At 33.7% G+C, this 26,130-nt stretch carries 31 protein-coding genes; 19 read left to right on the forward strand and 12 right to left on the reverse strand.

Annotated features, from left to right (window positions below):
* From SOI86_RS09525 to folE, 3 genes are all read left to right on the forward strand, one after another.
* On the forward strand, positions 1-1,008 hold the full coding sequence (locus tag SOI86_RS09525; RefSeq protein ID WP_320681569.1) for an acetyl-CoA carboxylase carboxyltransferase subunit alpha: 1,008 nt from the start codon (positions 1-3) through the stop codon (positions 1,006-1,008).
* A complete protein-coding gene (locus SOI86_RS09530; protein ID WP_320681570.1) occupies positions 983-1,717 on the forward strand; it encodes an SDR family oxidoreductase in 735 nt (244 codons plus the stop codon). Before SOI86_RS09525 ends, SOI86_RS09530 begins: the two co-directional genes overlap by 26 nt.
* A 153-nt stretch (positions 1,718-1,870) precedes the next feature.
* The gene (gene folE, locus SOI86_RS09535; RefSeq protein ID WP_320681571.1) at positions 1,871-2,611 is read left to right on the forward strand and encodes a GTP cyclohydrolase I; all 741 of its coding nucleotides are present in this window, start codon (positions 1,871-1,873) and stop codon (positions 2,609-2,611) included.
* Here the strand turns inward: folE and SOI86_RS09540 are convergent.
* Positions 2,608-3,264 carry a phosphoribosylanthranilate isomerase gene (locus SOI86_RS09540; protein WP_320681572.1) on the reverse strand — a complete coding sequence of 219 codons (657 nt, stop codon included), beginning with the start codon at positions 3,262-3,264 and terminating at the stop codon, positions 2,608-2,610. The two genes, folE and SOI86_RS09540, sit on opposite strands and share 4 nt — an antisense overlap.
* A 55-nt stretch (positions 3,265-3,319) precedes the next feature.
* On the opposite strand from SOI86_RS09540, the gene SOI86_RS09545 reads away from it, so the two are divergent.
* Complete coding sequence (locus tag SOI86_RS09545; protein WP_320681573.1) at positions 3,320-4,543, forward strand: site-2 protease family protein; 1,224 nt, start codon at positions 3,320-3,322, stop codon at positions 4,541-4,543.
* 9 nt (positions 4,544-4,552) lie between these two features.
* Here the strand turns inward: SOI86_RS09545 and SOI86_RS09550 are convergent, their stop codons facing one another.
* On the reverse strand, positions 4,553-5,296 hold the full coding sequence (locus SOI86_RS09550; protein WP_320681574.1) for a lipoyl protein ligase domain-containing protein: 744 nt from the start codon (positions 5,294-5,296) through the stop codon (positions 4,553-4,555).
* Between the two features lie 102 nt (positions 5,297-5,398).
* Between SOI86_RS09550 and psaM the strand changes: the two genes are divergently transcribed.
* The 3 genes from psaM to SOI86_RS09565 all read left to right on the forward strand — a co-directional run bounded on the left by psaM (position 5,399) and on the right by SOI86_RS09565 (position 6,995).
* Complete coding sequence (gene psaM / locus SOI86_RS09555; RefSeq protein ID WP_025887817.1) at positions 5,399-5,503, forward strand: photosystem I reaction center subunit XII; 105 nt, start codon at positions 5,399-5,401, stop codon at positions 5,501-5,503.
* Between the two features lie 85 nt (positions 5,504-5,588).
* Positions 5,589-5,936: a hypothetical protein gene (locus tag SOI86_RS09560; RefSeq protein ID WP_320681575.1), complete on the forward strand. Its 348-nt coding sequence runs from the start codon at positions 5,589-5,591 to the stop codon at positions 5,934-5,936.
* A gap of 54 nt (positions 5,937-5,990) precedes the next feature.
* On the forward strand, positions 5,991-6,995 hold the full coding sequence (locus SOI86_RS09565) for a protochlorophyllide reductase (protein ID WP_320681576.1): 1,005 nt from the start codon (positions 5,991-5,993) through the stop codon (positions 6,993-6,995).
* Between the two features lie 6 nt (positions 6,996-7,001).
* On the opposite strand, the gene bchL is transcribed toward SOI86_RS09565, so the two are convergent.
* From bchL to SOI86_RS09585, 4 genes are all read right to left on the reverse strand, one after another.
* Positions 7,002-7,889, reverse strand: coding sequence for a ferredoxin:protochlorophyllide reductase (ATP-dependent) iron-sulfur ATP-binding protein (bchL, locus tag SOI86_RS09570; protein ID WP_320681577.1), 888 nt, complete (start codon positions 7,887-7,889; stop codon positions 7,002-7,004).
* A gap of 189 nt (positions 7,890-8,078) precedes the next feature.
* Positions 8,079-9,647, reverse strand: coding sequence for a ferredoxin:protochlorophyllide reductase (ATP-dependent) subunit B (locus SOI86_RS09575; RefSeq protein ID WP_320681578.1), 1,569 nt, complete (start codon positions 9,645-9,647; stop codon positions 8,079-8,081).
* 5 nt (positions 9,648-9,652) lie between these two features.
* Complete coding sequence (locus SOI86_RS09580; RefSeq protein WP_320681579.1) at positions 9,653-10,909, reverse strand: ferredoxin:protochlorophyllide reductase (ATP-dependent) subunit N; 1,257 nt, start codon at positions 10,907-10,909, stop codon at positions 9,653-9,655.
* A gap of 156 nt (positions 10,910-11,065) precedes the next feature.
* Positions 11,066-11,434, reverse strand: a complete 369-nt coding sequence (locus SOI86_RS09585) for a hypothetical protein (protein ID WP_320681580.1) — start codon at positions 11,432-11,434, stop codon at positions 11,066-11,068.
* Between the two features lie 97 nt (positions 11,435-11,531).
* Between SOI86_RS09585 and SOI86_RS09590 the strand changes: the two genes are divergently transcribed.
* Positions 11,532-12,302, forward strand: coding sequence for a BMC domain-containing protein (locus tag SOI86_RS09590; protein ID WP_320681581.1), 771 nt, complete (start codon positions 11,532-11,534; stop codon positions 12,300-12,302).
* A gap of 6 nt (positions 12,303-12,308) precedes the next feature.
* On the opposite strand, the gene SOI86_RS09595 is transcribed toward SOI86_RS09590, so the two are convergent.
* Complete coding sequence (locus tag SOI86_RS09595; protein WP_320681582.1) at positions 12,309-12,893, reverse strand: non-canonical purine NTP pyrophosphatase; 585 nt, start codon at positions 12,891-12,893, stop codon at positions 12,309-12,311.
* A 333-nt stretch (positions 12,894-13,226) separates the two neighbouring features.
* Between SOI86_RS09595 and SOI86_RS09600 the strand changes: the two genes are divergently transcribed.
* From SOI86_RS09600 to SOI86_RS09635, 8 genes are all read left to right on the forward strand, one after another.
* Positions 13,227-13,538: a BMC domain-containing protein gene (locus SOI86_RS09600; protein WP_002807869.1), complete on the forward strand. Its 312-nt coding sequence runs from the start codon at positions 13,227-13,229 to the stop codon at positions 13,536-13,538.
* A 69-nt stretch (positions 13,539-13,607) separates the two neighbouring features.
* On the forward strand, positions 13,608-15,023 hold the full coding sequence (locus SOI86_RS09605; protein ID WP_002805854.1) for a form I ribulose bisphosphate carboxylase large subunit: 1,416 nt from the start codon (positions 13,608-13,610) through the stop codon (positions 15,021-15,023).
* Between the two features lie 93 nt (positions 15,024-15,116).
* Positions 15,117-15,458, forward strand: coding sequence for a ribulose bisphosphate carboxylase small subunit (locus tag SOI86_RS09610; RefSeq protein WP_011376108.1), 342 nt, complete (start codon positions 15,117-15,119; stop codon positions 15,456-15,458).
* A 91-nt stretch (positions 15,459-15,549) separates the two neighbouring features.
* Positions 15,550-17,847 (forward strand): CsoS2 family carboxysome shell protein, encoded by a 2,298-nt coding sequence (locus SOI86_RS09615; RefSeq protein WP_320681583.1) that lies wholly within the window; start codon positions 15,550-15,552, stop codon positions 17,845-17,847.
* Positions 17,848-17,854: 7 nt separating this feature from the next.
* A complete protein-coding gene (locus SOI86_RS09620; RefSeq protein ID WP_320681584.1) occupies positions 17,855-19,384 on the forward strand; it encodes a carboxysome shell carbonic anhydrase in 1,530 nt (509 codons plus the stop codon).
* Positions 19,385-19,386: 2 nt separating this feature from the next.
* On the forward strand, positions 19,387-19,644 hold the full coding sequence (locus SOI86_RS09625; protein WP_320681585.1) for a carboxysome peptide A: 258 nt from the start codon (positions 19,387-19,389) through the stop codon (positions 19,642-19,644).
* A gap of 13 nt (positions 19,645-19,657) precedes the next feature.
* Positions 19,658-19,906, forward strand: coding sequence for a carboxysome peptide B (locus tag SOI86_RS09630; RefSeq protein WP_209083155.1), 249 nt, complete (start codon positions 19,658-19,660; stop codon positions 19,904-19,906).
* A 73-nt stretch (positions 19,907-19,979) separates the two neighbouring features.
* Entirely contained in the window at positions 19,980-20,219 is a 240-nt protein-coding gene (locus SOI86_RS09635; protein ID WP_320681586.1) for a hypothetical protein, read from the forward strand.
* A 6-nt stretch (positions 20,220-20,225) separates the two neighbouring features.
* On the opposite strand, the gene SOI86_RS09640 is transcribed toward SOI86_RS09635, so the two are convergent.
* From SOI86_RS09640 to gloB, 3 genes are all read right to left on the reverse strand, one after another.
* Positions 20,226-20,453 (reverse strand): DUF3136 domain-containing protein, encoded by a 228-nt coding sequence (locus SOI86_RS09640; RefSeq protein ID WP_320681587.1) that lies wholly within the window; start codon positions 20,451-20,453, stop codon positions 20,226-20,228.
* Between the two features lie 85 nt (positions 20,454-20,538).
* Positions 20,539-20,931, reverse strand: a complete 393-nt coding sequence (locus tag SOI86_RS09645; RefSeq protein ID WP_320681588.1) for a RidA family protein — start codon at positions 20,929-20,931, stop codon at positions 20,539-20,541.
* 24 nt (positions 20,932-20,955) lie between these two features.
* The gene (gene gloB, locus SOI86_RS09650; protein ID WP_320681589.1) at positions 20,956-21,696 is read right to left on the reverse strand and encodes a hydroxyacylglutathione hydrolase; all 741 of its coding nucleotides are present in this window, start codon (positions 21,694-21,696) and stop codon (positions 20,956-20,958) included.
* A 40-nt stretch (positions 21,697-21,736) separates the two neighbouring features.
* Here gloB and hisG point away from each other — a divergent pair, with 40 nt between their 5' ends.
* From hisG to SOI86_RS09665, 3 genes are read left to right on the forward strand one after another with little or no spacing between them, the layout of a single operon-like run.
* On the forward strand, positions 21,737-22,375 hold the full coding sequence (gene hisG / locus SOI86_RS09655; RefSeq protein WP_320681590.1) for an ATP phosphoribosyltransferase: 639 nt from the start codon (positions 21,737-21,739) through the stop codon (positions 22,373-22,375).
* 12 nt (positions 22,376-22,387) lie between these two features.
* Positions 22,388-24,184 carry an ABC transporter ATP-binding protein gene (locus tag SOI86_RS09660; RefSeq protein WP_320681591.1) on the forward strand — a complete coding sequence of 599 codons (1,797 nt, stop codon included), beginning with the start codon at positions 22,388-22,390 and terminating at the stop codon, positions 24,182-24,184.
* The gene (locus tag SOI86_RS09665) at positions 24,184-24,714 is read left to right on the forward strand and encodes a GNAT family N-acetyltransferase (RefSeq protein WP_320681592.1); all 531 of its coding nucleotides are present in this window, start codon (positions 24,184-24,186) and stop codon (positions 24,712-24,714) included. The genes SOI86_RS09660 and SOI86_RS09665 overlap by 1 nt, the downstream gene beginning before the upstream one ends.
* On the opposite strand, the gene SOI86_RS09670 is transcribed toward SOI86_RS09665, so the two are convergent.
* On the reverse strand, positions 24,715-25,398 hold the full coding sequence (locus SOI86_RS09670) for a TIGR04283 family arsenosugar biosynthesis glycosyltransferase (protein ID WP_320681593.1): 684 nt from the start codon (positions 25,396-25,398) through the stop codon (positions 24,715-24,717).
* Between the two features lie 5 nt (positions 25,399-25,403).
* On the reverse strand, positions 25,404-26,015 hold the full coding sequence (locus tag SOI86_RS09675) for a TIGR04282 family arsenosugar biosynthesis glycosyltransferase (RefSeq protein ID WP_320681594.1): 612 nt from the start codon (positions 26,013-26,015) through the stop codon (positions 25,404-25,406).
* Between the last annotated feature and the right edge of the window lie 115 nt (positions 26,016-26,130).

The following is a 26,130-nucleotide window of genomic DNA, read 5'->3' on the forward strand; positions in this document are numbered from 1 at the left end:
ATGGCTAAACGTTACCTCCTCGATTTTGAAAAGCCTCTTGTTGAACTTGAGAAGCAGATTGAGCAAATTAAAGAATTAGCTCGAGATTCAGAAGTGGATGTTAGTCAACAACTTCTGCAGCTTGAAACCTTAGCGGCTAGGAGAAGAGAAGAGATATTTAAATCACTTACACCTGCGCAAAAGATTCAGGTTGCTAGGCATCCTCAAAGACCTAGTACTTTGGACTTTATTCAAATGTTTTGCGATGACTGGATCGAATTGCATGGAGACAGGAATGGAGATGATGACATGGCACTAATTGGAGGAATAGGTTCGATAAATAATCGACCAGTGCTGATGTTAGGGCATCAGAAAGGAAGAGATACTAAAGAAAATGTAGTAAGAAACTTTGGAATGGCCAAGCCAGGAGGTTACAGAAAAGCTCTTAGATTAATGCAGCATGCTGATAGATTTTCCTTGCCAATTCTTACATTCATTGACACTCCAGGCGCCTATGCCGGCTTGACCGCTGAAGAGCAAGGACAAGGAGAAGCGATAGCAAGAAACTTGAGGGAGATGTTTGGTTTAAAAGTTCCTATAATAGCTACTGTCATTGGAGAAGGTGGTTCTGGAGGTGCACTGGGAATAGGCGTCGCTGATAGGTTACTAATGTTCGAACACAGTGTTTATACAGTTGCCAGCCCAGAAGCATGCGCATCAATCTTGTGGAGAGACGCTGCAAAAGCACCAGAAGCAGCATCAGCACTTAAAATTACAGGTAAAGATTTACTTAAATTGGGGATAATAGATGAAGTATTACCAGAACCTTCTGGGGGGAATAATTGGGCACCTTTAGATGCTGGTAATACACTAAAAGAGGCTATTGAGAAGCATCTTAATGCTTTACTGCAAATGACTAAAGATGAACTAATTGAGGAAAGATATAAAAAGTTTAGGGTTTTAGGTAAATTTATCGAAGCAAATAATATTGAAGAGATTTATAGTGAAATCCCCCAAAAAACTGAATAAATTGAAACTAGCTTTTATAACAGGTGCTACAAAAGGTATTGGTAGATCTACCGCAATTACTTTTGCTAATGCTGGTTGGGATTTAATTTTACTTTCCAGGAACTTGCATTTAATGGAGAAACTAAAGAGTGAATTATTGACTACTAAATCAAAAATTAGCCTTGTTAAATGTGATTTATCTAATCCTCTAGAAATAGAACATTGTGTTAAAAGAGCAATAGATAAATTTGGATGCCCTTCAGTCTTGATAAATAACGCCGGGTGCGCATTTAATGGTCCTTTAGTTGAAATGGATTTAAAGCAATGGGAACAAATTATTCAAATAAACCTCACAAGTGTTTTTCAAATTTGCAGCTCAGTCGTTCCTCAAATGAGAAAAAAGGGTGGTTTAGTTATAAATGTTAGTAGCCATGCGTCCTATAATGTATTCCCTCAATGGGGAGCGTATTGTGTTTCAAAATCTGCACTAACTATGTTTACAAAATGCTTGAGGGAGGAGGAGAGATCTAATTCAATTAAAGCATGCACAATAACTTTAGGTTCAGTTAATACACCTCTTTGGGACTCTGAATCAATCAACTCTGATTTTGATAGAACTTCTATGCTCTCCTCAAGCCAGGTATCAGATACTATTCTTTATATGGCACAACAACCTGAATCGCAATTAATTGAAGATTTAATTTTGATGCCTTCTGGAGGGGCTTTTTAAAAATTCTTTTTCTCTTTTTAATCTTTAAAAGGTGATTTTTTTTAGAGCTATTTGAACCCGATTGAACAAGAGAATGTGATATAGTGTATAAGCAATTAAGCTTTTGGAAGATACAGTTAATTAAGTTGCATACAATTTTCTGTTTAAAATTTTATGACCTCTACTTTACCCAACGATAATATTAGAAACTTTGATGACCAGATTACTAATAAACTAATCTCTGAAATTATCAGAGACAGAATAAAGAATGCCGGGACAAGATTTAGTGCAAACGATAACATTTCAGATTTTATAAATCCTGGAGAATTAGAAATTCTGGAAAAGGAAGTTGCATCAAGAGTTAAAGACTTACTTAAATCCTTAGTAATAGATGTTGAAAATGATCATAATACTCAAGAGACGGCTGAAAGAGTCTCAAAGATGTATTTAAATGAAGTTTTTAAAGGGAGATATCATGAACAACCTAAAGTTACAAGTTTCCCAAATGATAAGAATCTTGACGAGATTTACACTGTAGGCCCTATTTCTGTAAGATCTGCATGTTCACATCATTTGGTCCCAATTTTGGGAGAGTGTTGGATAGGTATTAAACCTGGGAATAAAGTTATAGGGCTTTCTAAATTTGCTAGAGTAGCTGATTGGGTTTTTTCAAGACCTCATATTCAAGAAGAAGCTGTAATGATACTTGCAGATGAAATTGAAAAATTATGTGAGCCTAAAGGTTTAGGCATTATTGTAAAGGCCCAACATTATTGTATGAAATGGAGGGGAGTTAAAGAACCAAATACAAGTATGATTAATTCTGTCGTAAGAGGAGATTTTAGACATGATTTAAGTTTAAAACAAGAATTTTTTGAGCTTGTAAAACAGCAATCTTCTACTAATAATTACTAATTATTATTAATAAACTTAATTAGAACCTCTGTTTTTTTTATATCTTTTAACCCAGGAGATATTTCGATACTGCTTGAAATGTCCAGTCCATCTGGTTTGATTTCAGTTAAAATTTCATCAATCCATTCAATTGATATTCCACCTGCTAACCACCAAGGTTTGGTAAATTGCAGATTATTTAGATAAATAGACTTTATTTTTTGTCCTGAACCTCCATAAGTTTCTTTATTCCAAGAATCAAGTAGTATCGCATCTACAACGTCTTCAAAAGGTTTTATTTTATCAAAGTCTTTTTCCGTTTTTATTCTGAAAGCCTTCCATATACCAACATTTGGAATTTTTTCTCTTATTTTTTTGCAGTAATCAATATCCTCATCTCCATGTAATTGAATGATAGTTTCACTTGGATTGCCTAAGAAATTTTTAATAATTAAATCTATCGGACAGTTCTTTACAACAGATACCCTTTCGATTGTTGGGTACAAACTTTCTAAGCTTTTAAAAATCTTTTTCTTAATTTCAGCTGATATATATCTTGGAGACTCCTCAACCGAAATAATGCCGATAGCATTCACTCCTAATTTAGCTACTTCAAGAGCTTGCTCTTCGGATGTTAGTCCACAAATTTTAACTAAAGTATTAGTCTTGGGCATATCACTATACTGTATGTAAGATTAATATTATTGCTAAATATAGCGGAGATTATTTTTGAGAAGTTGGCAAATTTTTAAAATATGGGGAATTCCCTTCAAAATTCATACTTATTGGTTTGCAATTCTTTTTTTATTCTCATGGACTATAAGTAATCAGGTTTATTTAACCTCAGGTGATATCTACAATACTAAAGAAGCTTGGATTATAGGATTTTTAACTTCTTTTTTCTTGTTATCTTCAATTATTTCTCATGAGGTTTTACATACCTTTGTTTCCCTTAATCAGGGCGTAAAAATAAAAAAAATTACTTTTTATTTTCTTGGAGCAATTCTACAAATAGATGAGTATTGCCAAACTGCTTTAGGTAATATAAAAATTGCAATTGTTAGACCTTTGTTATGTTTTGCCACAGCATCTATTCTACTTTTAATTAGTAATTACAGTGAATCTCAAGAATTAATAGTCATTAATATAATTTCTAGAGTAGGTATATTAAATTTATGCTTAGGACTCTTAAATTTGATTCCAATTGGTTCATTAGATGGAGGAAACTTATTAAAAAGTATTATTTGGCATTTCTCAGGGAGTAAAAACAAAGGTAGGAATTTCCTCAACAAAGTAAATTTATCTTTGTCTTTTTTAGTTCTGATATTTGGAATAATTTGTTTATTTAGATTTAATTTTTACTATGGATTTATTCTTTCTTTTTTAGGACTATTTGGAGTTAATTCTTCAAAGTCAGAAAGTCAATTTTTTAAAATTGAAAAAATAATTAAATTTAGCAAAGTTTCTGACCTTAAATTAAAGCCATTGAGAAAAGTTGAATTCGATTCTAATTTATCAGAATTTAATACATTAATAAAAAATAAAAAGGATGCAGCAGATAAATATTTTTTTGTTGCAAATAATGGTAGATGGACAGGTTTTGTCGATGAGAGTATTTTAAAAACTGTCAGCATAAAAAAATGGGAGAGGAACTTTGTTGGAGACTTTCAGAAACCAGTCAATAGTTTTGCAGGTGTATATGTTAATGACAAATTATGGAAAACTATAGAAAGACTTGAAGAAACAAGTGAAGGTTTTTTATTGGTTCTCAATGCTGCAGATATCCCTTTGGGGATAATTGATAGGTTTAAAATAGGACAATTTGTATTTAATAAATTAGGTTTTAATTTGCCTTTGGAGATTGTCAACAAATTAAATTATAAAAATCAGTATCCTTTGGGAATTGAATTACCAAGAATAGTTAATTCAATGAAGCAGAAAGGAGATCTTTAAGAATTAGTGTTATGAAAATTTTCCAATATTTTTATTATCTATAGCAATATTTTTGAACTTTATATTTGATTTATTTTCTAAGAATGAATTTCTTAAATGATCAATTATTTCATCATTTGTGAGATCTAGATTTACTTTAGGTGGAGCTTCTTCTTTAAATAATTTGAACCACAAATCTTTTGAAGGATTTGTTTGAATCTCTCCATGCTGAAGGAATGCACCTTTTTTCCGATATTGTGCACTTCCTATTCTCTTGAACCCATCCTGGTCAACTAAATCAGAGATTAATGAAGTCCCAAAACAATTAGTTTTTATGAGTGATTTTCGTGACTTGCCATTTTGCAACTTTAGACCTAATTCTCTAAAACTTTTAATTAACCATTGGTTAACCATTTCATAACTTAGGATTTTATAGTGAGCTTTTTTAAATGTTAATGCATATGTTATGCCCCCTGAATGCAAAACAGCTCCCCCTCCAGATGGACGTCTTACAATATTAATTTCCTTATTAAAGGATAATTTTTCCCAATGAGAAGGAATTTCCTTTTGATGATAGCCAATTGAAAGCCAATCTCCATTCCAATAGTAGAACCTCAATGTGAAAATTATTTCAGGATTAGAAATTGTCTGATCTAAAGAATTTAAATCTAAAGCCATTTGATCAAATCCAGTTAAATTATTTGTGGAAAAAATTAAAGCTTGATTTTCTATTCCCAAAATTAACTTTGCAGGTCTATTTATAATAATTTTCAATAAATTTTTTCTTTCAATTTATTAATTACGTAACATCATTTTGTAATAGTGTGTCAAATATCCTCTTTTGGGTAGAGAATATAAGAAATAATTTTTTTTACCATGGAGCCAACTCAAACAATAAATTTAATTGCATTAAGCCTCATAGTAGTTATGCATGCTGGAGTATTAGCACTTAGGCTAGGAATTAGTTTAGGTAGAAACTAAACTCTATTAGAAAATTTATATTTTTAAGGTAATAATATAACTAAGACTGAATTGATTTTTTCAGTAAAAATACTAAAAGCTAAATTTGTCAAAATCCTTTCATAAAAATAGTAATTTTTACAAAAAATATCTAGGTGCTGGATATGAAATAAAGCGAAAGAAACAGGAAGTTTTTGTATCTTTGGTTTTTCTAATTATAAAAATTTCCTTTTCGCTTTTAGCAATAATAAGCTTGATTAAACTTGGCTATAGTTCCAAAGTTAGATTAACCCGAGTAAGAGAAATTCAAGACGCATTTTTATACGAACAATATAGATTCAACGTTTTGACAAGTAGGTTTGATGACTTATTATCTTCTGAAGGTGAGCAAAGATTTATGAAGGATCAGGATCAAATGATTTCTAGGGACATTATCAGAGTAATATGGCGTTGATAAGGATGATCTGTAATCATCTTACTTATCATTTTTCTATTAACTTTTTTGCTAGTGAATAAGAACATTAAAGGTTTAGTCCTAATAACAGGAACTACATCCGGAGTTGGATTGAATACTCTAAAGCCTCTTTTGAGATTTGGATGGGAGGTTATAGCTGTTAATCGCTCAAATAAAAGAGCTATAACAATAGCAGAGGAATTATTGACAAAAGACGAAATTGAAAATGTTCATTTTATAGAAATAGATCTTTCTAACTTAGATGATGTAAGAAAAGGGTGTGATGAAATATTAGAAAGCTTTAAAAAGCCAATCAATTCACTTATTTGTAATGCAGCAGTTTATAAACCAAGATTAAAGAGGCCTGAAAGATCTCCTCAGGGTTATGAAAACTCCATGGCAGTAAATCATTTTGGGCATTTTCTTATGATAAAACTGCTTATGGAAAACATTTTATCTTCAGAAAGGGAAATTGTCCTAAATGGCAAATCTACTTTATTCAAGCCAAGAATTACAGTATTAGGAACTGTTACGGCTAATTATTCAGAACTTGGAGGGAGGATACCCATCCCTGCTCCAGCTGACCTAGGAGATTTATCAGGATTTAAAAATGGTTTTTTATCTCCTATAAGTATGGCGAATGGAAAGAAATTTAAACCTGGTAAGGCTTATAAGGATAGTAAACTGTGCAATATGGTTACCGTTCAGGAATTATCAAAAAGATATCCTCCAGAGAAAATTATTGTTAATTCTCTATATCCTGGATGTGTTGCCGAAACTAAACTTTTTAGAGATACACCTTGGATATTTAGATTTCTTTTCCCAATATTTCAAAAATTCATAACAAGAGGATATGTGTCTCAAAGATTGGCTGGAGAGAGGGTCGCTCAGGTTGCAACCTATAAAGAATATGCTAAACCATCAGTCCATTGGAGTTGGGGAAATCGTCAAAAAACTGGCAGAAAAGCTTTTTCTCAAAAGTTATCAAAAAGAATAATTGATAGGAAGACATCTCAAGACACTTATGATCTATCAGAAAAGTTGGTTGGATTACATTAATTAAGACTAATCAAATCCCAATAAATCAAAAATTTCTCTATCTTTAAGTGGATTACCATCTAAAGGTTCTACATTTTCAAGCATATTTTTGGCAAGAGATAAATATTCATTTTGAACTTCAATTACGTCTTCAGTTGGTTCCATTTCAAAAATGGTACATTTTTTAAGTCTTGATCTTCTAATAGCATCTACATCTTTAAAGTGTGCCATAGTTTTTAACCCCGTTTTCTCATTAAACTTATCTATTTGATCTGTATCTTTTGATCTATTAGCAACCACTCCACCTAACCTGACTTTATAATTTTTTGCTTTTGCTTTAATTGCCGAAACAATTCTATTCATTGCGAAGATAGAATCAAAGTCATTAGCAGTAACAATTAGACAGTAATTAGCATGCTGCAAGGGAGCTGCAAAGCCACCGCAAACAACGTCTCCTAATACATCAAAAATAACAACATCTGTATCTTCTAGTAGGTGATGTTCTTTTAAAAGCTTAACTGTTTGTCCAGTTACGTATCCTCCGCAGCCCGTGCCAGCGGGAGGACCTCCACTCTCTACGCACATTACTCCATTAAAACCTTCAAACATAAAATCGTTAGGTCTCAATTCCTCGCTATGAAAATCCACCTCTTCAAGAATATCGATTACTGTAGGAACCATTTTGTGAGTCAAAGTAAAGGTGCTATCGTGTTTTGGATCACATCCTATTTGTAAAACCTTTTTTCCTAATTTTGAGAATGCTGCAGAAAGGTTTGAAGATGTAGTTGATTTACCGATACCTCCCTTGCCATACACGGCTATAACTAAAGCCCCCTCTTCAATATTTATATTGGGATCTTGTTTTACTTGAACACTCCCTTCCCCGTCAAGAGGTTTATTTATAGTACTTGTCATTTAAAGCCTAAATACACTTGTTATTTATATTCTTGCAGTGTGAATGCCATATGTAATATTTTTCTAAACAAATGTTTATGTATATTTATTAAATATACATAGCATGTTCTTATAACTAGATATTTCCAGCTAATTAATTATACTTTAAGTGAAAATACTCATCCATTAAATGTGTTTTATGGGTAAGAGTTAGCTAAAAAATGCTTTTGCATCGTACAGGGTTTCGTCACTAATTTCTGGTATACCTTTTGAGGCAGCATATTTCTCTGTATTAGTTTTGACTTTACCTCTAACAAAAAATGGAACCTTTGTTAATTCAGCTCTCCCAGATTCAGTCCAGATAATTTCACCTTTTTGGTTGTATGCTTTGTTTCCCGAATTTATATCATTTTTGGTCTTTGTGGCGGTATGACCTAGATGACTTTGATGACCATCAATAAATTCAAAATCATGTTTAAACATATCAATAAGATGTTCTTCTAATCCCATCATTAGAGGATGTACCCAATCATCAAAAATTACATTTGCTCCTTCCCACCCCATGTGTGGACTATATCTAGCTGGAACATCTTGAACGTGCATTGGCGTACTGATTACTGAGCATGGAATGCCAAGTCTTTTAGCACTATGTCTTTCCATTTGTGTACCTAAAACTAATTCAGGTGAGGCTTTTTTTATCGCATCTTCAACTTCGAGATAATTGTTGGTAATCAGAGCCTCTATGTTTAGATCTTTTGCGGTAGCTCTTACTTGTCTTGCCATCTCTCTGCTGTAGGTTCCAAGACCAACCACCTCAAAGCCTAATTCCTCTTGAGCGATTTTGGCCGCTGCAATTGCATGTGTTCCATCTCCAAATATAAAAACTCTTTTGCCTGTTAAATAATTAGAGTCGACTGATTTTGAATACCAAGGAAGTTTGGATTTGTGTTCTAATTCCTCTTTATTAGTTAAAGGAAGGTCTAATTTGTTATGAACTTCCTTTATAAAATCAATTGTATTTTTTATTCCAATTGGGATAGTTTTTGTATATTCCATTCCAAAATTCCTTTTAAGCCAATCACAGGATGTTTCAGCTATTTCCTGATAGAGGCAAATATTAATATCTGCCTCTATCAGTCTTTCAATATCATCTGGGCTGGCGCCTAAAGGTGCAACTACATTTGTATCTATGCCTTGTTCTGAAAGTATGCGTTGGATTTCGATAACATCATCTCTACACCTAAATCCTAGTAAAGAAGGGCCAAGTATATTCACTTTTGGTCTTCGCCCTAATCCTTTCCATCTTTGAGGGCTTATCTTTTCTTCAGGAATTACCTTTTCTTTTAAAAGAGTTCTTATTAACTGATAAAAGGTTTCTGAAGCTCCCCAATTTTCTTTCTTGCTGTATGCGGGTAATTCAAGGTTAACTATTGGTATATCAAACCCCATACCTTTAGCAAGAGCTCCTGGCTGATCTTGTATTAGTTCTGCTGTGCAACTTTCTCCAACTAAAAGAGTTTTCGGTTTAAATCGTTCGACTGCCTCCTTTATATTTTTCTTGACCAATTCCGCTGTATCACCACCTAGGTCCCTAGCCTGAAATGTTGTATAGGTTACTGGAGGTCTTTCCCCCCTTCTTTCAATCATTGTAAAGAGAAGATCTGCATATGTATCTCCTTGAGGAGCATGAAGCACATAATGTATATCTTTCATTGATGTGGCAATCCTCATTGCGCCCACATGTGGAGGGCCTTCATATGTCCATAGAGTTAATTCCATAATTTTTAATGAGTTACTAAAGTTTTTGAGGTTAGTATTTGATTCCTTTTTAGGGGTTTTGAGAAAAGTCCTGCTAATTCTGCCGCTTGATCAATACCATGGATTGGACTAAATACCATTTCTATTGACCACTTAGTACTAATTCCTTCTGCTTCAAGTGGGTTAGCTAAGCCCATACCACAAACTACTAAGTCTGGGGAAGATTCTCTTACTCGATCTAATTGCTTCTCGACATGCTGGCCTTCAACAATCTTAGTACTATCAGGTAATAAATTAATCTCTTCTTTCATTAAATCTCTATTCAAGTATGGTGTCCCTACTTCTATCAGATCCATTTCGCATTCGTTATGCAAGAATCTCGCCAAGGAGATCTCAAGCTGTGATTCAGGTAGTAGAAATAATCTTTTTCCTTTAAGAATTTTTTTGTGAGATTCAAGAGCAAGTTGTGCTCTATTGATTAACGGAGAAATAACTTCATGAACTTTTAGGTCGCTAATTTTAAAAGCTTTAGCTGCGGCTAAAAGCCATTTAGTACTCCCTTCAATACCTAATGGAAATGGAGCAGAAATTATTTCACATCCGCGATGTTTAAGATCTCTTAAGGTGTCACTTAAATAAGGCTGAGTTAATAAAACTTTTGTATTCTTGCCGATTTTTGGTAGTTCCGTTGATTGTCGTGGTGGGAAACTTTCAACATTTGAAATTCCTATATTTCTAAAAATCTTTTTAAATCTATCTTCTACATTATTTGCAAGTGTACCAACCAATAATAATTTTTCCTCATCTGAAGATTCCATTAAAGGTACTAAAGCTTTTAAAGCTCCATCTTCTCCTTGAGTAAAGGTTGTTTCTATCCCACTTCCAGAATAATTAACAAACTTTACTTGACCTAAAAACCTTTTATTTAACTTTTCGGCAACAGTCGCAAGATCTAGTTTGATCACTTCACTTGGACAAGATCCAACTAGAAAAAGAGTTTTTATTTCAGGTCTTCTTGCAATAAGATCGTTTACCACTCGATCTAATTCTTCGTGAGCGTCAGCAAGACCAGCAAGATCTTTTTCTTCAAGAATAGCGGTCCCAAATCTGGGTTCAGCAAAAATCATGACTCCAGCGGCACTTTGAATTAAATGAGCGCAGGTCCTTGAACCTACTACCAGGAAAAATGCATCTGGCATCCTTCTGTGTAGCCATACTATTGAAGTAAGACCGCAGAAAACTTCTCTCGGCCCAGTTTCTTTATTAAATTCGACTTTACTCATTAATGATATCAAGAGCTTATATTTCAAGCTTGCATAAAGTTTTTGATTTAAGAAAGTAATTAATAAGTTCTCTTACAAAATGTACACATTTAAAAAACTTATATGAATGGTTAAAAACTTAAATGAGAATTATTAAATGAATTTTTTTTGGTGTTTTTAATTTCTGTAGAAGGAATTTCCTTGACTTATTTTTGATAGCTTCCATAAATTCCTTGCAATTTTTGTGGCTAATAATCCTGCTCTCTCCAGTTTCGATTTTCCTGGCTTTGCTCCAATTAAAGCAGTAACCTCTGAAGTTGTTAAAGGGGCTCCAGTATTTATTGCTAGTTGGGTTAACTCCAATCTATCTCTAAGATTTTTAAGATTCACCTTTTCTGATTTCCCCTCTTCTAACCAACTAAAGGATGAGTCTTTCTGATATAGTTTTTGCATTAAACTTAAGCTAACTAATCCAAGGGTTTGATCAGGACTTAATTCCTTTTTGTCCCCTGAATTATTTGGGTCTTTTTGTTGAGAAGTTCCCATAAAATTGAATACCTTTTACTTGAAGTTATCGTTTCGTTGAAACCATGCAAGTAAATTTAATACAAAAAAAGAACCATTATCCGTTATAGTCTCCTGAATGGAACCAACTTCTAGCTTTAACAGAGGAGAACGAAAAAAAGGCAGTTCTCTAGTAACAGGATCTGAGGTCCAATCTCAGGCCAGTGGAGCAAGCTGTTTTATTACAACTGATTCTGAAAAATCATTAGTATCTAGGCAAGCAAGTCAAGTTGAACAAATTGAGTTAAGAACATATGTTTTTTTGGATTCTCTCCAGCCTCAATTAGCGGCATATATGGGAACGGTTAGTAGGGGTTTTTTACCTATACCGGGAGATTCTTGTCTTTGGATGGAAGTATCACCTGGAATGGCTGTTCATAGAGTGACTGATATCGCCTTAAAAGCAAGTAATGTTCGTCTTGGTCAGATGATCGTTGAAAGAGCATTTGGTTCTTTGGCTCTTTATCATAAGGATCAGAGTACTGTTTTACATTCTGGAGATGTTGTTCTAGATGCTATTGGAAGTGAGGTTAGAAAGAGAACAAAACCTGCCACAAGTTGGACAGAAGTTATTCGTGCTATCACTCCTGACCATGCGGTTTTAATAAATAGACAAAATAGAAGTGGATCAATGATTCAATCTGGAATGAGTATGTTTATATTAGAGACGGAACCAGCCGGCTATGTTTTGAAAGCAGCGAATGAAGCTGAAAAAGCTTCCAATATAACTGTTGTCGATGTTAAGGCCGTTGGAGCATTTGGAAGGTTAACCCTTGCCGGGAAAGAAGGAGATGTAGAGGAAGCCGCAGCGGCGGCTATTAGAGCAATTGAAGAGATTTCAAATTTCTGAGAATTTTCATTTTAATCCAATTTCTTTTTTGAGAAAAGGCGACATAATTTTTGCGGCTTTCCCCCTACTCCCCAATTTACTTAGTTGTGACTGAGAAAGCTCTCCGTAAACACAGTTAGCTTCTTTAACCCAAAAAATAGATTCGAATTCCCCATTTGGATATTTGGGGTTCTTAAGAATTTCTCCCCAGCAAATTCCAGTTGTATCCTTAACTAAGTTTCCTAAAGGATCGCATAAAACCATACAACTTATAAATCTTGCACTTCTGTATGGGCTGTCACTAAGTTCACTAATTAATTTTTTAATTTTTTCATCATTTGTTTTGGCATATCGAGCAGAATATATCCCTGGCCGACCATCTAAATAATCCACCTCAAGACCTGAATCATCAGCTAATGTCCATGTTTTTGTCTCTAACGAAGCTGCTTTAGCCTTTAATAAGGCATTCTCAAAGTAATTAGATCCAGTTTCTTCTACATTTAAATATTCCGGTTGTTTTTCTACTCTTAAAGACAAAACATTTAACATTTCTGAAATTTCAGATACCTTTCTCTGATTCCCACTGGCAATAGTAAGTACTGGAATAGTCAAAATAGTTATTTAATATTTGAGAATATTATCTTACTTCAAAGTTTGATGTGATACGGAGACAGGAAAGGTTGAACATTCCACACCTGTGTAGACAGGGCCTGCCTCGTACGCGAATAACTTAATGTAAATTTTTAATTAACACAACAGTATGTTTTGATGCTCTAACTAATTTTCATAAGGATTAATATATCAATAATACCAAGGGTCATAAGTTTATCTTATGAATGATAGAAAAAAGATTAATAGAGTTTTTAGGTAAAAACACTTGACTTATAAGTACTTAATGGACCATTCTTGCAAACGAACATTCCACATTTAGTAATTTAGTAGGCAATGGCTACAGAAACAATGGGTATCGCTCTCGGCATGATCGAGACACGCGGACTTGTACCTGCAATCGAAGCAGCAGACGCAATGACCAAGGCAGCAGAAGTTCGCCTTATTGGTCGTGAATTCGTAGGTGGCGGTTATGTCACAGTATTAGTTAGAGGCGAAACAGGCGCAGTTAACGCAGCTGTTAGAGCTGGTGCTGATGCTTGTGAAAGAGTTGGTGACGGTTTAGTTGCAGCTCACATTATTGCTCGTCCTCATAGAGAAGTTGAACCTGCTCTTGGAAACGGTGAATTTCTTGGTCAAAAGGACTAATTAACTAAAGCAAGATTTATAAATTTTGCAAAATAATTATTTTCCCTACATAGACCTAAATTTATCCTTATGAGTAAGAAGTATGATGCAGGGGTAAAGGAGTACAGAGATACCTACTGGACTCCAGAATATGTACCCCTAGACACCGATTTACTAGCCTGTTTCAAATGTACAGGTCAAGAAGGTGTCCCAAGAGAAGAGGTTGCAGCGGCTGTTGCGGCTGAATCTTCAACAGGTACTTGGTCAACAGTTTGGTCCGAGTTACTTACAGACTTAGAATTTTATAAAGGACGTTGTTATAGAATCGAAGACGTTCCTGGAGATCCTGAAGCTTTTTATGCTTTTATCGCATATCCTTTAGATCTTTTCGAAGAAGGTTCAATTACAAACGTATTAACATCTCTTGTTGGAAACGTTTTTGGATTTAAAGCTCTAAGACACTTACGTCTAGAAGATATTAGATTCCCAATTGCTTTCATTAAAACTTGCGGTGGTCCACCAAACGGAATCGTAGTTGAAAGAGATCGTTTAAACAAATACGGAAGACCTCTTCTTGGTTGTACCATTAAACCTAAATTAGGTTTGTCTGGTAAAAACTATGGTCGAGTTGTATATGAATGTCTTAGAGGTGGTCTTGATTTAACTAAGGATGATGAGAATATTAACTCTCAACCATTCCAACGTTGGAGAGAGAGATTTGAGTTTGTTGCTGAGGCGGTTAAGCTTGCTCAGCAAGAGACTGGAGAAGTTAAAGGTCACTATCTAAACTGTACAGCTAACACTCCTGAAGAACTCTATGAAAGAGCTGAATTTGCAAAAGAGCTAGATATGCCAATCATCATGCATGATTATATAACTGGTGGTTTTACTGCAAATACTGGATTAGCTAACTGGTGTCGTAAAAATGGCATGCTTCTGCATATACACAGAGCTATGCATGCTGTTATTGATAGACATCCAAAGCATGGTATCCATTTCAGAGTTCTAGCAAAATGTTTGAGGCTCTCTGGAGGAGACCAATTACATACTGGAACTGTTGTTGGAAAACTTGAAGGTGATCGTCAAACAACTCTTGGTTACATTGACAACTTAAGAGAGTCATTTGTTCCTGAAGATAGATCAAGAGGTAACTTCTTTGATCAAGATTGGGGTTCAATGCCTGGAGTATTTGCAGTCGCATCAGGTGGTATTCATGTTTGGCATATGCCTGCACTTTTAGCGATTTTTGGAGATGATTCTTGTCTTCAGTTCGGTGGAGGAACACATGGTCATCCATGGGGTTCAGCCGCTGGAGCTGCAGCTAACAGAGTTGCTTTAGAAGCTTGTGTAAAAGCACGTAATGCTGGTCGCGAAATCGAAAAAGAGAGTAGAGACATTCTTATGGAAGCTGCTAAGCATAGTCCTGAATTAGCTATTGCTCTTGAAACTTGGAAGGAAATCAAGTTTGAGTTTGATACCGTCGATAAGCTTGACGTTCAAGGTTAAACCAGATTCAAAATTGAGGAGATTCTTTTTCTCCTCAAACTTCTATAAATCTCGTTATTTTTACGAGTAATTTCATTCACATTTAAATTTATTATGCCTTTCCAGAGCACAGTAGGCGACTATCAAACAGTTGCAACCCTGGAAACATTCGGTTTTTTACCACCGATGACCCAGGAAGAAATATATGATCAAATTGCATACATAATTGCCCAAGGCTGGAGTCCTGTTATTGAGCATGTTCATCCTAGTGGCAGTATGCAAACTTATTGGTCCTATTGGAAGCTCCCATTCTTTGGGGAAAAAGACCTTAATTTGGTTGTAAGTGAATTAGAGGCATGTCATAGAGCATACCCTGATCACCATGTAAGAATAATCGGATACGATGCTTACACTCAAAGCCAAGGAACAGCTTTTGTAGTTTTCCAAGGACGTTAAATCTACTTTATGTAGTAAATATCTTTCTCCAATATTTTTTGGAGAAAGTTTTTTTAAAAGAGTTTTTTAAAGAGTTTCAAATTTGAAGATTATGTCAAAAAAATCCAGTAGAGAGATTGCACTAGAAAGAAGAAAGGCGATGAGTGATAGCGGTAAAAAAGCTGCTGCCTATTCTTCAACTACTAAAGATAGAGTTAGATCTTCTCAAGATATACAAATTTCTGGGACTCAGTCTTCTCCTAGTAAGCAAAATATTTCTAAGCCAGCCACAAAACATATTCCAAAAACTCAGGTAAGTAGAAAGTCTTCTTCAACAACTTTATCTAGTAAAGAGTTAGTAATAGAGAGAAGAAAGGCAATGTCTACCCATGGGAAATCTGCTATAAGTTCATCCGACAGAACTCGCACGGATGTTAAAAAAGAAATTCCTGTAAATACAGTTAAATCAACCATAAATAAAAATCAAGAAGTTCAAAATTCACATAATACAGAAATTAAAACATCAAAACCAAATGTCAAAAGAAGAATTAAACAGAAGAGAAAGCCTATTACTAATACAAGTAGAGATATTGTTTTAGCGAGAAGAGAAGCTCAATCTAAGCATGGTAAATCAGCATCTAAACAAAATACTAGTGCCGCTTCTTTAGCTAGAAGGGGAGATCCAGATTTAAGTAGTAGAGAAATTTCTCAGAGAGTAAGAGAGCTAAGAAGTAAAACTGGTGCAACAGGTAAAAAAGGAAATGGTAAATGTAGACCATGTGGTCCAAATAAAAATGGAGCCAAACAAAATATTGCTGATGCTAGCTGGAAAGTTGGCACAAGTGAAACTGATTCAGGTCAAATAGTTACTGGAACTCAAGCTAATAGATCTGTAAAAACAACAGGTAACGAAGCAAGTACATGCAGAACAGTTACTGGTACACAATATATGGGAGCAGAAGTAGCTGATCAATTTTGTCAAGATAGACCAAGTTATAAACAACCACTTAGATCTACTGTTACGGCAACAACATCAGGTAATAAAGTAACTGGGAACGAAGTTGGTAGATCTGAGAGGGTCACAGGAGATGAGCCAGGAACTTGTAAAAACCTTACAGGTACTGAATATATATCTGCTAATCAATCACAGAAGTATTGTGGTGATATTCCAAAAAATCCTTCAAAGGTTAAACACAGTACTACAACCGACGGTTTAAAAGTATCTGGATCTCTCCCTGGTAGATCAACCCTAGTTACTGGAGATGAATCAGGTTCTGGGCATCAGTTAACAGGAGATCAATATCTTGGCTCTGAGCCAAATCCACAAGGCAAAGCATTTGAAAAAGTAGGGAGTTACAACACTCTTAATGGGAATAATGTTACTGGTACAGGTGTAGGCAGATCAGATCATATGACAGGTAATGAACATGGAAGTTGTAAAAATATAACTGGTGATGAGTATATAGGATCTCAACAATATGAGAAGTTTTGTGGATCAAAACCAAAGCCTGAAGCTAGAAAAGTAGGTTTAAGCCTTTCATCAAAGTCTAATTTGATAAGTGGGACTATGACAGGAAGATCAAAAATCGTAACTGGAGATGAACCAGGTTCATGCAAAGTTTTAACAGGAACACCATACGCTGGGTTAGATCAGATTAATGAAAATTGTAGTACTGAGATTTCTGAAGATATGAAATCTAGAGCAAAAGTTAATTCTGGAAATAATTCAAATGCAAGACTTACAGGACAGCAACCAGGTATTGGTGGAGTAATGACAGGTGCTAGGAAAGGTGCTTGTAAGAATCTAACAGGGACTCCTTATGTTGGTGGAGATCAGCTCTCAAAAACTTGTGATAATCTCTTACATGATACTGCCTATGCGAATCCGGAAAAGTCAGCGGGTAATTCTTGGAACGAATTCTCTGTTCAATCACCATCAAGAGACAAATATTCTGAAAAAAATACTCAAGGTGTTACCGGTAATGAATATGAAAATGGTTCAAAGGTAACAGGACCTTTTGATATGGCAGTTGATAAGGTCACTGGTACTGAAAAATTTAGATTTGAACCGAATAAAAATATTACGTATAAACAAAAAATGGAAATTGAAGAGGCAGATCGTGCTGCAAATACACCTGAAAAAAGAGTTGCATCTAGGATTACTGGTGAAGGACAATCAGTGGGAAACGTAACTGGTGATGATTGGGATCGTGGTGATAAGGTAACAGGTACAGAGGGAGCTTCTTCAAGAAAGAGAAATCCATCAAGAGCAGGATTTAATAGCGCAATGCCTCCTTTAGAGGTTAAAAGAAATGAGGATGTAGAACAACCAGATTTCTTGATAACTGGATCTAGTGGGAATACTCGTGAAGGACAACTTGTTACCTTTTCAGGTGGTGCAAGAGGTTAAGTAAATAATGCCTTTAAGAGGACTGGCTAAAGCCAAGAACTTCACATTGGGGCCAACAGCTCCAATGAAAACTTTTACGGAAAATATCCATATACAAACTAGAGAATCAAATAATTTTCAAGATTTTGGAAAGTCTCACAAATTAACTAATAATATTCAAAATGAAAATCTATTTAAGTATGAAAGCAAAATAAAAAGTGATTTTGACGAAATTGTTCCAACACTTAAGGAAATTGCCCGAATACAACATCATGAAGATTTTATAAATAAGGCTCAGACAATATCTAGAAAAAATCTTGGAATAGATTTACCTCTTCATGTATTAGATAAATCCTGGGTTAAACCTCTTGATATGAGAGCTTTATATGCATGGTGCGCTTTCAAACAGCATGAGAAACTTAGCGATAATTTTTTTAACAATGATCCACTTGAAGGTGCCGCTGGAAGTAGAAGTGCGCAAGACTTTGAAAAATTTCTTTTAGATTGTGGAATACATTTACTTGATATAACTCCTTGTTCAGATGGGCGATTGGCTCATTCAGTCGCATATGTTATGAGAATACCTTTTAGTTCAGTAAGAAGAAGATCCCACGCTGGCGCACTTTTTGACATTGAAAATACAGTAAATAGATGGGTGAAAACTGAACATAAAAGATATAGAGAGAATATCCCTAATGAAGCTCATAAAGATACTAGATACTTAAAAGTTGTAACTTATCATTTTAGTTCTGTAGATCCTTTGCATCAGGGATGTGCAGCTCATGGTAGTAATGACAAGTTAGCTGCAGAAGAAGGTAGAAATAAACTCTATGCTTTTAAAGAGGCTGTAGAGAATAGCTTTTGCTGCGGAGCCTCTGTGGATTTAATGTTAATTGGACTTGATACAGACACTGATTCACTAAAAATACATTTGACAACTAGTGATGGCAATATAGATTTAGAAAAAACTATTTCTACTTTAGAAATTTATAACTCAACAATAAACTTTTCTAAAGATGATGGTGAGAGAGAAATATGTCAGATAATTTCTCAGCAATCTTCAAAGGATAAACTCCAAGGAATAGAAAAGTTTATATATAAATTAGTTATTAATAATATTTCTCAAATTGATTATGTGAAAAATTTTCATAATGGCTCTTATAATGATATAGGTCATGCCGAGAGATTTATTGGTGTTGGTATAGGTTTCAAAGAAGTTCATCTCAGGAATTTAACTTATTTTTCTCATTTAGATACTGTCGAAGAAGGGGCGCCAGATTTAGATGTAGGAGTGAAGATTTTTACTGGATTAAATGTTTCAAAAGATTTACCTATTCCAGTAGTTATAAGATTTGATTACTCTGGCAAAGTACCTGGTGCAAAAGAGAGAGCAATAAAAGATTGTGAAAGAGTTAATAATGCGATATCAATTAGATATAAAAATTTAGTTGATCAAGGTTTGTTACATACTTGCTCTACTATTAGAGATAGGGACAACATTCATTCCGCCCAAATTATTGGAATGTCTTTAGATAAAAAAACAGAGGAGGCTCACTAGTTATGTTGATTTGCAAGGTTGTTAAACCACTTGTATCTACCAATAGGATTCCTGGTTTTGAACATAAACATCTACAGGTTGTCTTGGATGGTTCTTCAAGTAAGGTTGCTGTAGATGCTGTTGGGTGTAAGCCAGGAGATTGGGTTATTTGTGTTGGAAGTTCTGCCGCTAGAGAAGCTGCGGGAAGCAAATCTTATCCAAGCGATTTAACGATTGTTGGAATAATAGATCATTGGGATCCTAATAACTCAAAAAACTAGGAGGGTAGAAATTATGGAAATAATGAAAGTATTAGGAAGAATGGTATGTACTCAAAGAGTCGCTGGCTTAGGTCATATGAATTTACGAATTTTGGAAAATAATAAGGGAAAGAAATTAGTGGCTGTTGATCCTGTTGGTGCTAGAGAAGGTAATTGGGTTTTTACCGCTAGTGGCTCTGCTGCGAGATTTGCTTGTCCTAATCCAGAAGTTCAAACCGATTTAACTATTGGGGGTATAATTGATTATTGGGAGAATGATTAAATACTTCAACTAAAAATCTTATTGAGAAACTTTGTTGACTGTATAGTGTACTTAATCCTGAATAAAAAATTTAATGTGGAACAAAAGAGAATCACCTTTAAGGATTGAAAAAAGATTTGAATTTGAGGAATACTCAAAAATAAGTAAATTCATGGGGAAAATTGAGAAATTATGTAAAGAAAAGGATCTCTATCCAAATATCAGTTTTGGTAAGAATTTTGTTAGTCTTTCAATTTTTTTAAATAACCAAAATACATCTGATAAGGAAAAAGACTTTTCAAAGGATATAGATAAATTTTATTTAGAAGATTAATCCCTTTTAAAAATTATTGGGCTTGGCAATATCTCTTTTGATTAAAGCCATTAAATAGGTTGGCGCTTTATATCTTCCTGGTAGACATCTATTTAAAGTTTCAAGATGGCCCCAACATACTGTCTTTTGTATGTCTTTAACTGAACTGCCTTTTAAAATTAATAGTCTAAGAGCTTTACAAAATAAAGGATAGCCTGCTTCTAATTCATCTATATTAAGCTTTGCTGCTGACATAGACCAAATAGGAATTACCAATTAATAATCTATACAAATAAGGTGCACAATTGGATCATATTTCAAATTTCTAAATAATTAGAAATTAATCTATAAATGCAACGCAATCTATTTCAACTAAGACTCCTTTGGGTAGAGATGAAACTTCCACACAGGCCCTTGCTGGAGGATTTTCTACATTGAAAAATTCACTATATATCTTATTGACAATTTGAAAATTATTTAGGTCTGTTAAGTAAATAGTTGTTTTCACTACATCGTCAATCTTTGCTCCGCCAGCTTTAAGAACAGCTGAGAGATTTTTTAAAACTTGAATAGTCTCCTTCTCTATATCACCCAAACATGTAATTTCATTTAAAGCTGGGTCTATAGCAATTTGGCCAGAACAATAAATAAAATTACCAGCTTTTATTGCTTGATTATAAGGTCCGACTGGATCTGGAGCATTAGATGTTTGGATTACTTTCTTTGTGGACATTTGTTTAAGATGATATCTATCTATTTAAACCCATAAATCTTTATTTGCTCTTAAAAAAGTAAATTCTTCTAAATTTTTTGCTCTTAAAAAAAGGTTGATTTTCATTTCTTCATCTAATAAAAATGGAATTGTCAATTCATTAAGAGAAAGTTTTTTTTCAACTTGCAAAAGTTTATTTTTTATATCTTTATCTTTAGGCTTGAGATTCAATGCCCACAATAGATTTGACTTGGTATATTCATGAGCACAATATATTAGCGTATTGCTTGGTAATGACTTTATTCTTGTTAGAGAGTAGTACATTTGTTGAAAAGTCCCTTCAAAAATTCTTCCACAGCCACCTGAAAATAATGTGTCACCAATAAAAAGAATAGGATTGTCACCATTCAAAAAGAAGGCGATATGTGTGCTTGTATGCCCTAATACTTCAATTATTTTTACTTCTTCTCCTAAAATATTTAAAATTTCGCCATCCTGTACTGATATATTTTGAAAAGGTATTCTTTTTTTTTCCTTGGAAGAAGCAATTACCTTAACATTTGGCCATCTTTCAATAAGATTTTTAGTCCCTCCAATATGATCTGAATGATGATGAGTTTGTAAAATAGCTTTCAATTGAAAATTGTTTTCATCTATATATCTAATTACTGGTTCGTGTACAGATGGATCTATAACCACTACTGATTTATCTTTTTCCCATAACCAAATGACATTATCACTTAAAACTCTCAGCCCTATTATATTATGAGCTTTATTAAATTCCATTGTTAACTTAGAATAAAGAATCTTTGGAAGAAATTGATCTATGTTTACTATAGCTTTACCAAAAGGAGCTCTGCTAGAAGATTCAATTTCAATTTTTAGAAGAGCGGGGTTAGATTTCTCTAATGCTTTGGAGGAAAATAATAGATCACTAACCTTTGAATCAAATTGCAAACGAGCTAAAGCTTTATTGGTGAGAAATGGAGATGTTCCTGTTTATGTAAGTTATGGGCAGGCTGATTTAGGTATCGTTGGATATGACGTTTTACAAGAATCTGACTTAAAAGTCGCAAAATTACTTGATTTGAGATTTGGCGGTTGTCATATGTCATTGGCGGTTAAAAACAATAGCAATTATTTAAAACCAACTGATCTGCCTGCGAATTGTAAAGTGGCAAGTAAATTCACAAAAACAGCAAGATCTTATTTTGATGAATTAAATATACCTGTAGAAATAGTTCATTTGACAGGATCAGTAGAGCTTGGCCCTATTACAGGTATGGCAGAGGCAATAGTTGATTTGGTGGCAACCGGAAAGACTCTTAAAGAGAATGGTTTAATTAAAATAGATGATCTTTTCTACTCGACTGCAAGACTAATTGGAAATCCTTTATCTATGAGGTTGGATGATAATCATCTCAGAGATACGATTTTATCTATAGAATCGACTAATTCTTTATAGAAGATTATTTAAATGTTTTTTAATGATTTTAGAAGGATTAGAAAGTTAGGTAAATATTTAACTAAAGATAAAAAGACAATCTATTTGATTTTAATAGTTTTGTTACCTGTATCTTTCTCTGGAGCTATTCAACCACTATTAGTAGGTCAAGCAATTACTATTCTTAAAAACGAAAGTACAGATGTCTGGCTAAGTAAAACTTTCTTTGGGCAGTCAATAAATGCCATAATCTTAACTCTTTTAATAACTGTTTTATTTAGGTTGGTTTTGCAAGGATACCAAACTTACAATATCCAAGCGGTGGGGCAAAGATTAACTGCAAGAATAAGAAGAGAACTTTTTGAACATTCAATATCTTTGTCTCTGAAGTATCACGATAAAATGCCTGTTGGTAAATTATTAACGAGATTAACTAATGATGTTGATGCTTTGGCCGAGGTTTTTGGTAGTGGAGCAGTTGGAGTTATTGCTGACTTTGTTAGTCTGATAGTGATTTCATTGACAATGCTTTCAATTGACAGAGGACTTGCCATTTTATTGCTCTTGACTCAAATCCCTGTCTCATATTTCATTATTTGGCTTCAAAAACGTTATAGAAGAGCAAATTATCAAGTAAGAGAGGAGTTATCTCAACTAAACTCTGATTTTCAAGAGAATCTTCAAGGTTTAGAAGTCGTTCAGATGTTCAGAAGAGAAGCTTTTAATAGCAAGAAATTTTCTAATACTGGAGTCGCTTATAAGAAAGCCGTAAATGGAACAATATTTTATGACAGCAGTATCTCCGCCTTTATAGAGTGGATTTCGCTTGCCGCAGTTTCATTAGTTTTAGCAGTAGGTGGTTATCTTGTTACCTCTGGAAATATTGGGTTAGGAACATTAACAACCTTTATTTTATATTCCCAAAGACTTTTTGAACCTTTAAGACAGCTTGCAGAAAGATTTACTCAGATTCAAGGAGGTCTTACAGCCGTTGAGAGAATAAATGAATTATTGGATGAAGAAATTCAGATTAAAGACTCTCCTTCAGCAAAGCATTTTTCAGAGGATACCATAAATACAAAGAATAAATTTAAGGGTAAAATTGAATTCAGAAAAGTTAATTTCTTCTACAATGACAAAGAACAGATCCTAAAGGATTTATCTTTCTTGATCAATCCAGGAGAACATGTAGCTTTCGTAGGACCAACTGGCTCAGGTAAAACAACCATAATTAGATTGTTATGTAGATTATATGAACCTCAATCAGGCCAAATTTTAATTGATGATATAAATATAAAAGATATTCCTATCGCCACACTTAGAAATATGTTGGGAGTGGTTTTACAAGATACGTTTATCTTCAGTGGAAATGTTGCTGATAATTTGAAATTAAGTGCGAATATAGACAATCTTGAATTAGAAAATCTTTGTAAAGAATTAGGATTAAATAATTTGTTAAAAAAATTACCAGAAGGTTTGAATACTTTTCTTAGAGAAAGAGGGGGGAATCTCTCTTCTGGAGAAAGACAACTTCTTTCGGTAGCTCGAGTAGCGATTAGAAATCCTGTTATTTTGATAATGGATGAAGCTACAGCGTTTATGGATCCTTCTACAGAAGCTACTTTGCAGAAAGATCTTGAAAGAATCCTTACAAAAAGAACAGCATTGGTAATAGCGCACAGACTTGCAACTATTGAAAGTTCTGATAAGATTTTAGTCTTAAAAGGGGGATCATTAGTTGAAGAGGGAACACATAATGAATTGAGAATGAAAAAGGGTTTGTATTTTCAGCTATCTGAGCTTCAACAAAAAGGATTTGCGAATTTTTAATGATTTTTAGAAACCAAGGGTCATCAATAAAAATATCTAACAGTATACCGACAGATGTACTTATAAATATCTATGGTTTAGATTCTTATGAATTCACTCAAAAAAATAAAAAAGAAATTTTCGTATGTAGTAAAAGTAAAGAGTTAGATCTAATAGAGCTGGATCAACTTTTGCAAACTGTTGGTTGGAGCAGACGACCAATAAGAAGAGTAAAAAGAGCATTGGATTTTAGTGTTTTGGTGGTTGGTTTATGGCGCCATGACGATAAATTTCCTAGGCTAGTGGGTTTTGCGAGATGCACTGGCGATGGAATTCTAGAAGCAACAGTGTGGGATGTAGCTGTTAATCCTGTTTATCAAGGACTTGGATTAGGGAAGGCGTTAATGAAATATATCCTGAAAGAATTAAAAAAGTTTGGCATTACAAAAGTTACTCTTTTTGCTGATGCGGAAGTGGTTTCATTTTACAAGAAACAAGGTTGGATATTAGAACCAAGAGGCTCTAAGTGCGCGTTTTGGTATGCAAACTAATTATTTTTTATAGTAGTCAGAATATATAGATTTCGTCGATTCGCCTTTTAACCATCTTCTTCTGAAGTTCCAGTTCTTGAGTGCTTGGAGAAAAATGTTAGTTCTTTCCCATTTCCTTGAACTTGTAAAAATAGGTAAGTTTAATTGCTTTAAATCTTTCTTATTCTTTAATCTCCTTAGGAAATCTACGTCCTCCATTAAAGGAATCTTTCTAAAACCATTATTCTTAAGATAAATAGATCTATGAATTATTAAACCTTGGTCTCCATATGGTTGTTTAAAATATTTGCTTCTAAAATTAACAAGAATCTCGAGGACTCTGTAAATTATCTTTTTGTCATTGATTTTAAATTTAAAATAGTAAATGTAATTATTATCTTCCTTTAAAACTGATTTTATTTTTGCAAACCAATCATGAGTTAATCTAGTGTCAGCATGTAAAAATATGAGCCAGTCTCCTTTTGAATTTTTAGCACCTATGTCTAGTTGCAAACCTCGATTTCTTTCTTTAGATTTATATACTTTAGCCCCATAAATATTGGCTATATCAATAGTTTTGTCTTCACTGCCACAGTCAATAATAGAAATTTCTCCTTCTTTCTTAATGATCGATAAGTCTGAAAGCAATAATGGTAAATTATTAGCTTCATTGATAGTTGGAATGATAATTGAAATTTTAGACAAGTTGATTACTTTCTATTTTCAATATCAATTATTGTATCTATATCTATTTTTTTGTCTAAAAACTTAAGTTGCAATTTTATAGATGCAAAATTATTAATTGTATTTTGAAGAACATTTTCTTTACTCCATCCAATATTGATAAAAGGTAAATTTAGATGATTAGAAATTATTTTTTCTGATAAACCAATTAGCCAATAACCTCCATCATTAGATGGCCCTAAAATAAGGTCATTCTGTTTTAGCTCTCTTAGAGTATTCAATAAATCTAGATGGCATAAATCTGGTAGGTCAGTTCCAATAAAAATAATATTTTTTATCTTATTTTGAGTACAAAATTTTTTGTTGGTAATTATTTGTCTCTTCATTCTTTCTCCCAAACAGCCTTTCCCTTGTAAATTAAACTTATTAATTCCTAATTCTTTAGACCATCTTCTACAATTTTTTTTCCCTAAACCAGATATAGCTATAGAAACATCAATTAGTTTAGATTCTTGGAGAGATTTGATGACGGAAATAGTATGGTTGGTCATCACACGTTGTATTTTTGCAGAATTGCTTTTACCTATATCTCCCGATAATCTTGTTTTGCATCTTCCAAAACCATGCCATTTTGTCATGATAATAAGTAATGCTTTATCCAATTATTTAAAGAGATTTATACTAAATTATATTCCTATAAAAAAATATAAAATTTATTCTTATAAATTTAGATCATGCTTTGTTAATAAATTT

This window comes from Prochlorococcus sp. MIT 1314, assembly GCF_034093315.1.
GTDB classification, from domain to species: Bacteria; Cyanobacteriota; Cyanobacteriia; order PCC-6307; family Cyanobiaceae; genus Prochlorococcus_A; species Prochlorococcus_A marinus_Y.

What these genes read in the sequence shown, in the direction of transcription:
- folE (WP_320681571.1), top strand. Translation starts at nt 1,871, where the DNA reads ATGACCTCTACTTTACCCAACGATAATATTAGAAACTTTGATGACCAG.
- SOI86_RS09615 (WP_320681583.1), top strand. Translation starts at nt 15,550, where the DNA reads ATGTCAAAAAAATCCAGTAGAGAGATTGCACTAGAAAGAAGAAAGGCG.
- SOI86_RS09645 (WP_320681588.1), bottom strand. Translation starts at nt 20,931, where the DNA reads ATGTCCACAAAGAAAGTAATCCAAACATCTAATGCTCCAGATCCAGTC.
- SOI86_RS09665 (WP_320681592.1), top strand. Translation starts at nt 24,184, where the DNA reads ATGATTTTTAGAAACCAAGGGTCATCAATAAAAATATCTAACAGTATA.
- SOI86_RS09580 (WP_320681579.1), bottom strand. Translation starts at nt 10,909, where the DNA reads ATGAGTAAAGTCGAATTTAATAAAGAAACTGGGCCGAGAGAAGTTTTC.
- SOI86_RS09585 (WP_320681580.1), bottom strand. Translation starts at nt 11,434, where the DNA reads ATGGGAACTTCTCAACAAAAAGACCCAAATAATTCAGGGGACAAAAAG.
- hisG (WP_320681590.1), top strand. Translation starts at nt 21,737, where the DNA reads ATGTTTACTATAGCTTTACCAAAAGGAGCTCTGCTAGAAGATTCAATT.
- SOI86_RS09620 (WP_320681584.1), top strand. Translation starts at nt 17,855, where the DNA reads ATGCCTTTAAGAGGACTGGCTAAAGCCAAGAACTTCACATTGGGGCCA.
- SOI86_RS09660 (WP_320681591.1), top strand. Translation starts at nt 22,388, where the DNA reads ATGTTTTTTAATGATTTTAGAAGGATTAGAAAGTTAGGTAAATATTTA.
- psaM (WP_025887817.1), top strand. Translation starts at nt 5,399, where the DNA reads ATGGAGCCAACTCAAACAATAAATTTAATTGCATTAAGCCTCATAGTA.
- SOI86_RS09525 (WP_320681569.1), top strand. Translation starts at nt 1, where the DNA reads ATGGCTAAACGTTACCTCCTCGATTTTGAAAAGCCTCTTGTTGAACTT.
- SOI86_RS09540 (WP_320681572.1), bottom strand. Translation starts at nt 3,264, where the DNA reads ATGCCCAAGACTAATACTTTAGTTAAAATTTGTGGACTAACATCCGAA.
- bchL (WP_320681577.1), bottom strand. Translation starts at nt 7,889, where the DNA reads ATGACAAGTACTATAAATAAACCTCTTGACGGGGAAGGGAGTGTTCAA.
- SOI86_RS09600 (WP_002807869.1), top strand. Translation starts at nt 13,227, where the DNA reads ATGGCTACAGAAACAATGGGTATCGCTCTCGGCATGATCGAGACACGC.
- SOI86_RS09625 (WP_320681585.1), top strand. Translation starts at nt 19,387, where the DNA reads ATGTTGATTTGCAAGGTTGTTAAACCACTTGTATCTACCAATAGGATT.
- SOI86_RS09675 (WP_320681594.1), bottom strand. Translation starts at nt 26,015, where the DNA reads ATGACAAAATGGCATGGTTTTGGAAGATGCAAAACAAGATTATCGGGA.
- SOI86_RS09605 (WP_002805854.1), top strand. Translation starts at nt 13,608, where the DNA reads ATGAGTAAGAAGTATGATGCAGGGGTAAAGGAGTACAGAGATACCTAC.
- SOI86_RS09575 (WP_320681578.1), bottom strand. Translation starts at nt 9,647, where the DNA reads ATGGAATTAACTCTATGGACATATGAAGGCCCTCCACATGTGGGCGCA.
- SOI86_RS09590 (WP_320681581.1), top strand. Translation starts at nt 11,532, where the DNA reads ATGGAACCAACTTCTAGCTTTAACAGAGGAGAACGAAAAAAAGGCAGT.
- SOI86_RS09635 (WP_320681586.1), top strand. Translation starts at nt 19,980, where the DNA reads ATGTGGAACAAAAGAGAATCACCTTTAAGGATTGAAAAAAGATTTGAA.
- SOI86_RS09610 (WP_011376108.1), top strand. Translation starts at nt 15,117, where the DNA reads ATGCCTTTCCAGAGCACAGTAGGCGACTATCAAACAGTTGCAACCCTG.
- gloB (WP_320681589.1), bottom strand. Translation starts at nt 21,696, where the DNA reads ATGGAATTTAATAAAGCTCATAATATAATAGGGCTGAGAGTTTTAAGT.
- SOI86_RS09630 (WP_209083155.1), top strand. Translation starts at nt 19,658, where the DNA reads ATGGAAATAATGAAAGTATTAGGAAGAATGGTATGTACTCAAAGAGTC.
- SOI86_RS09640 (WP_320681587.1), bottom strand. Translation starts at nt 20,453, where the DNA reads ATGTCAGCAGCAAAGCTTAATATAGATGAATTAGAAGCAGGCTATCCT.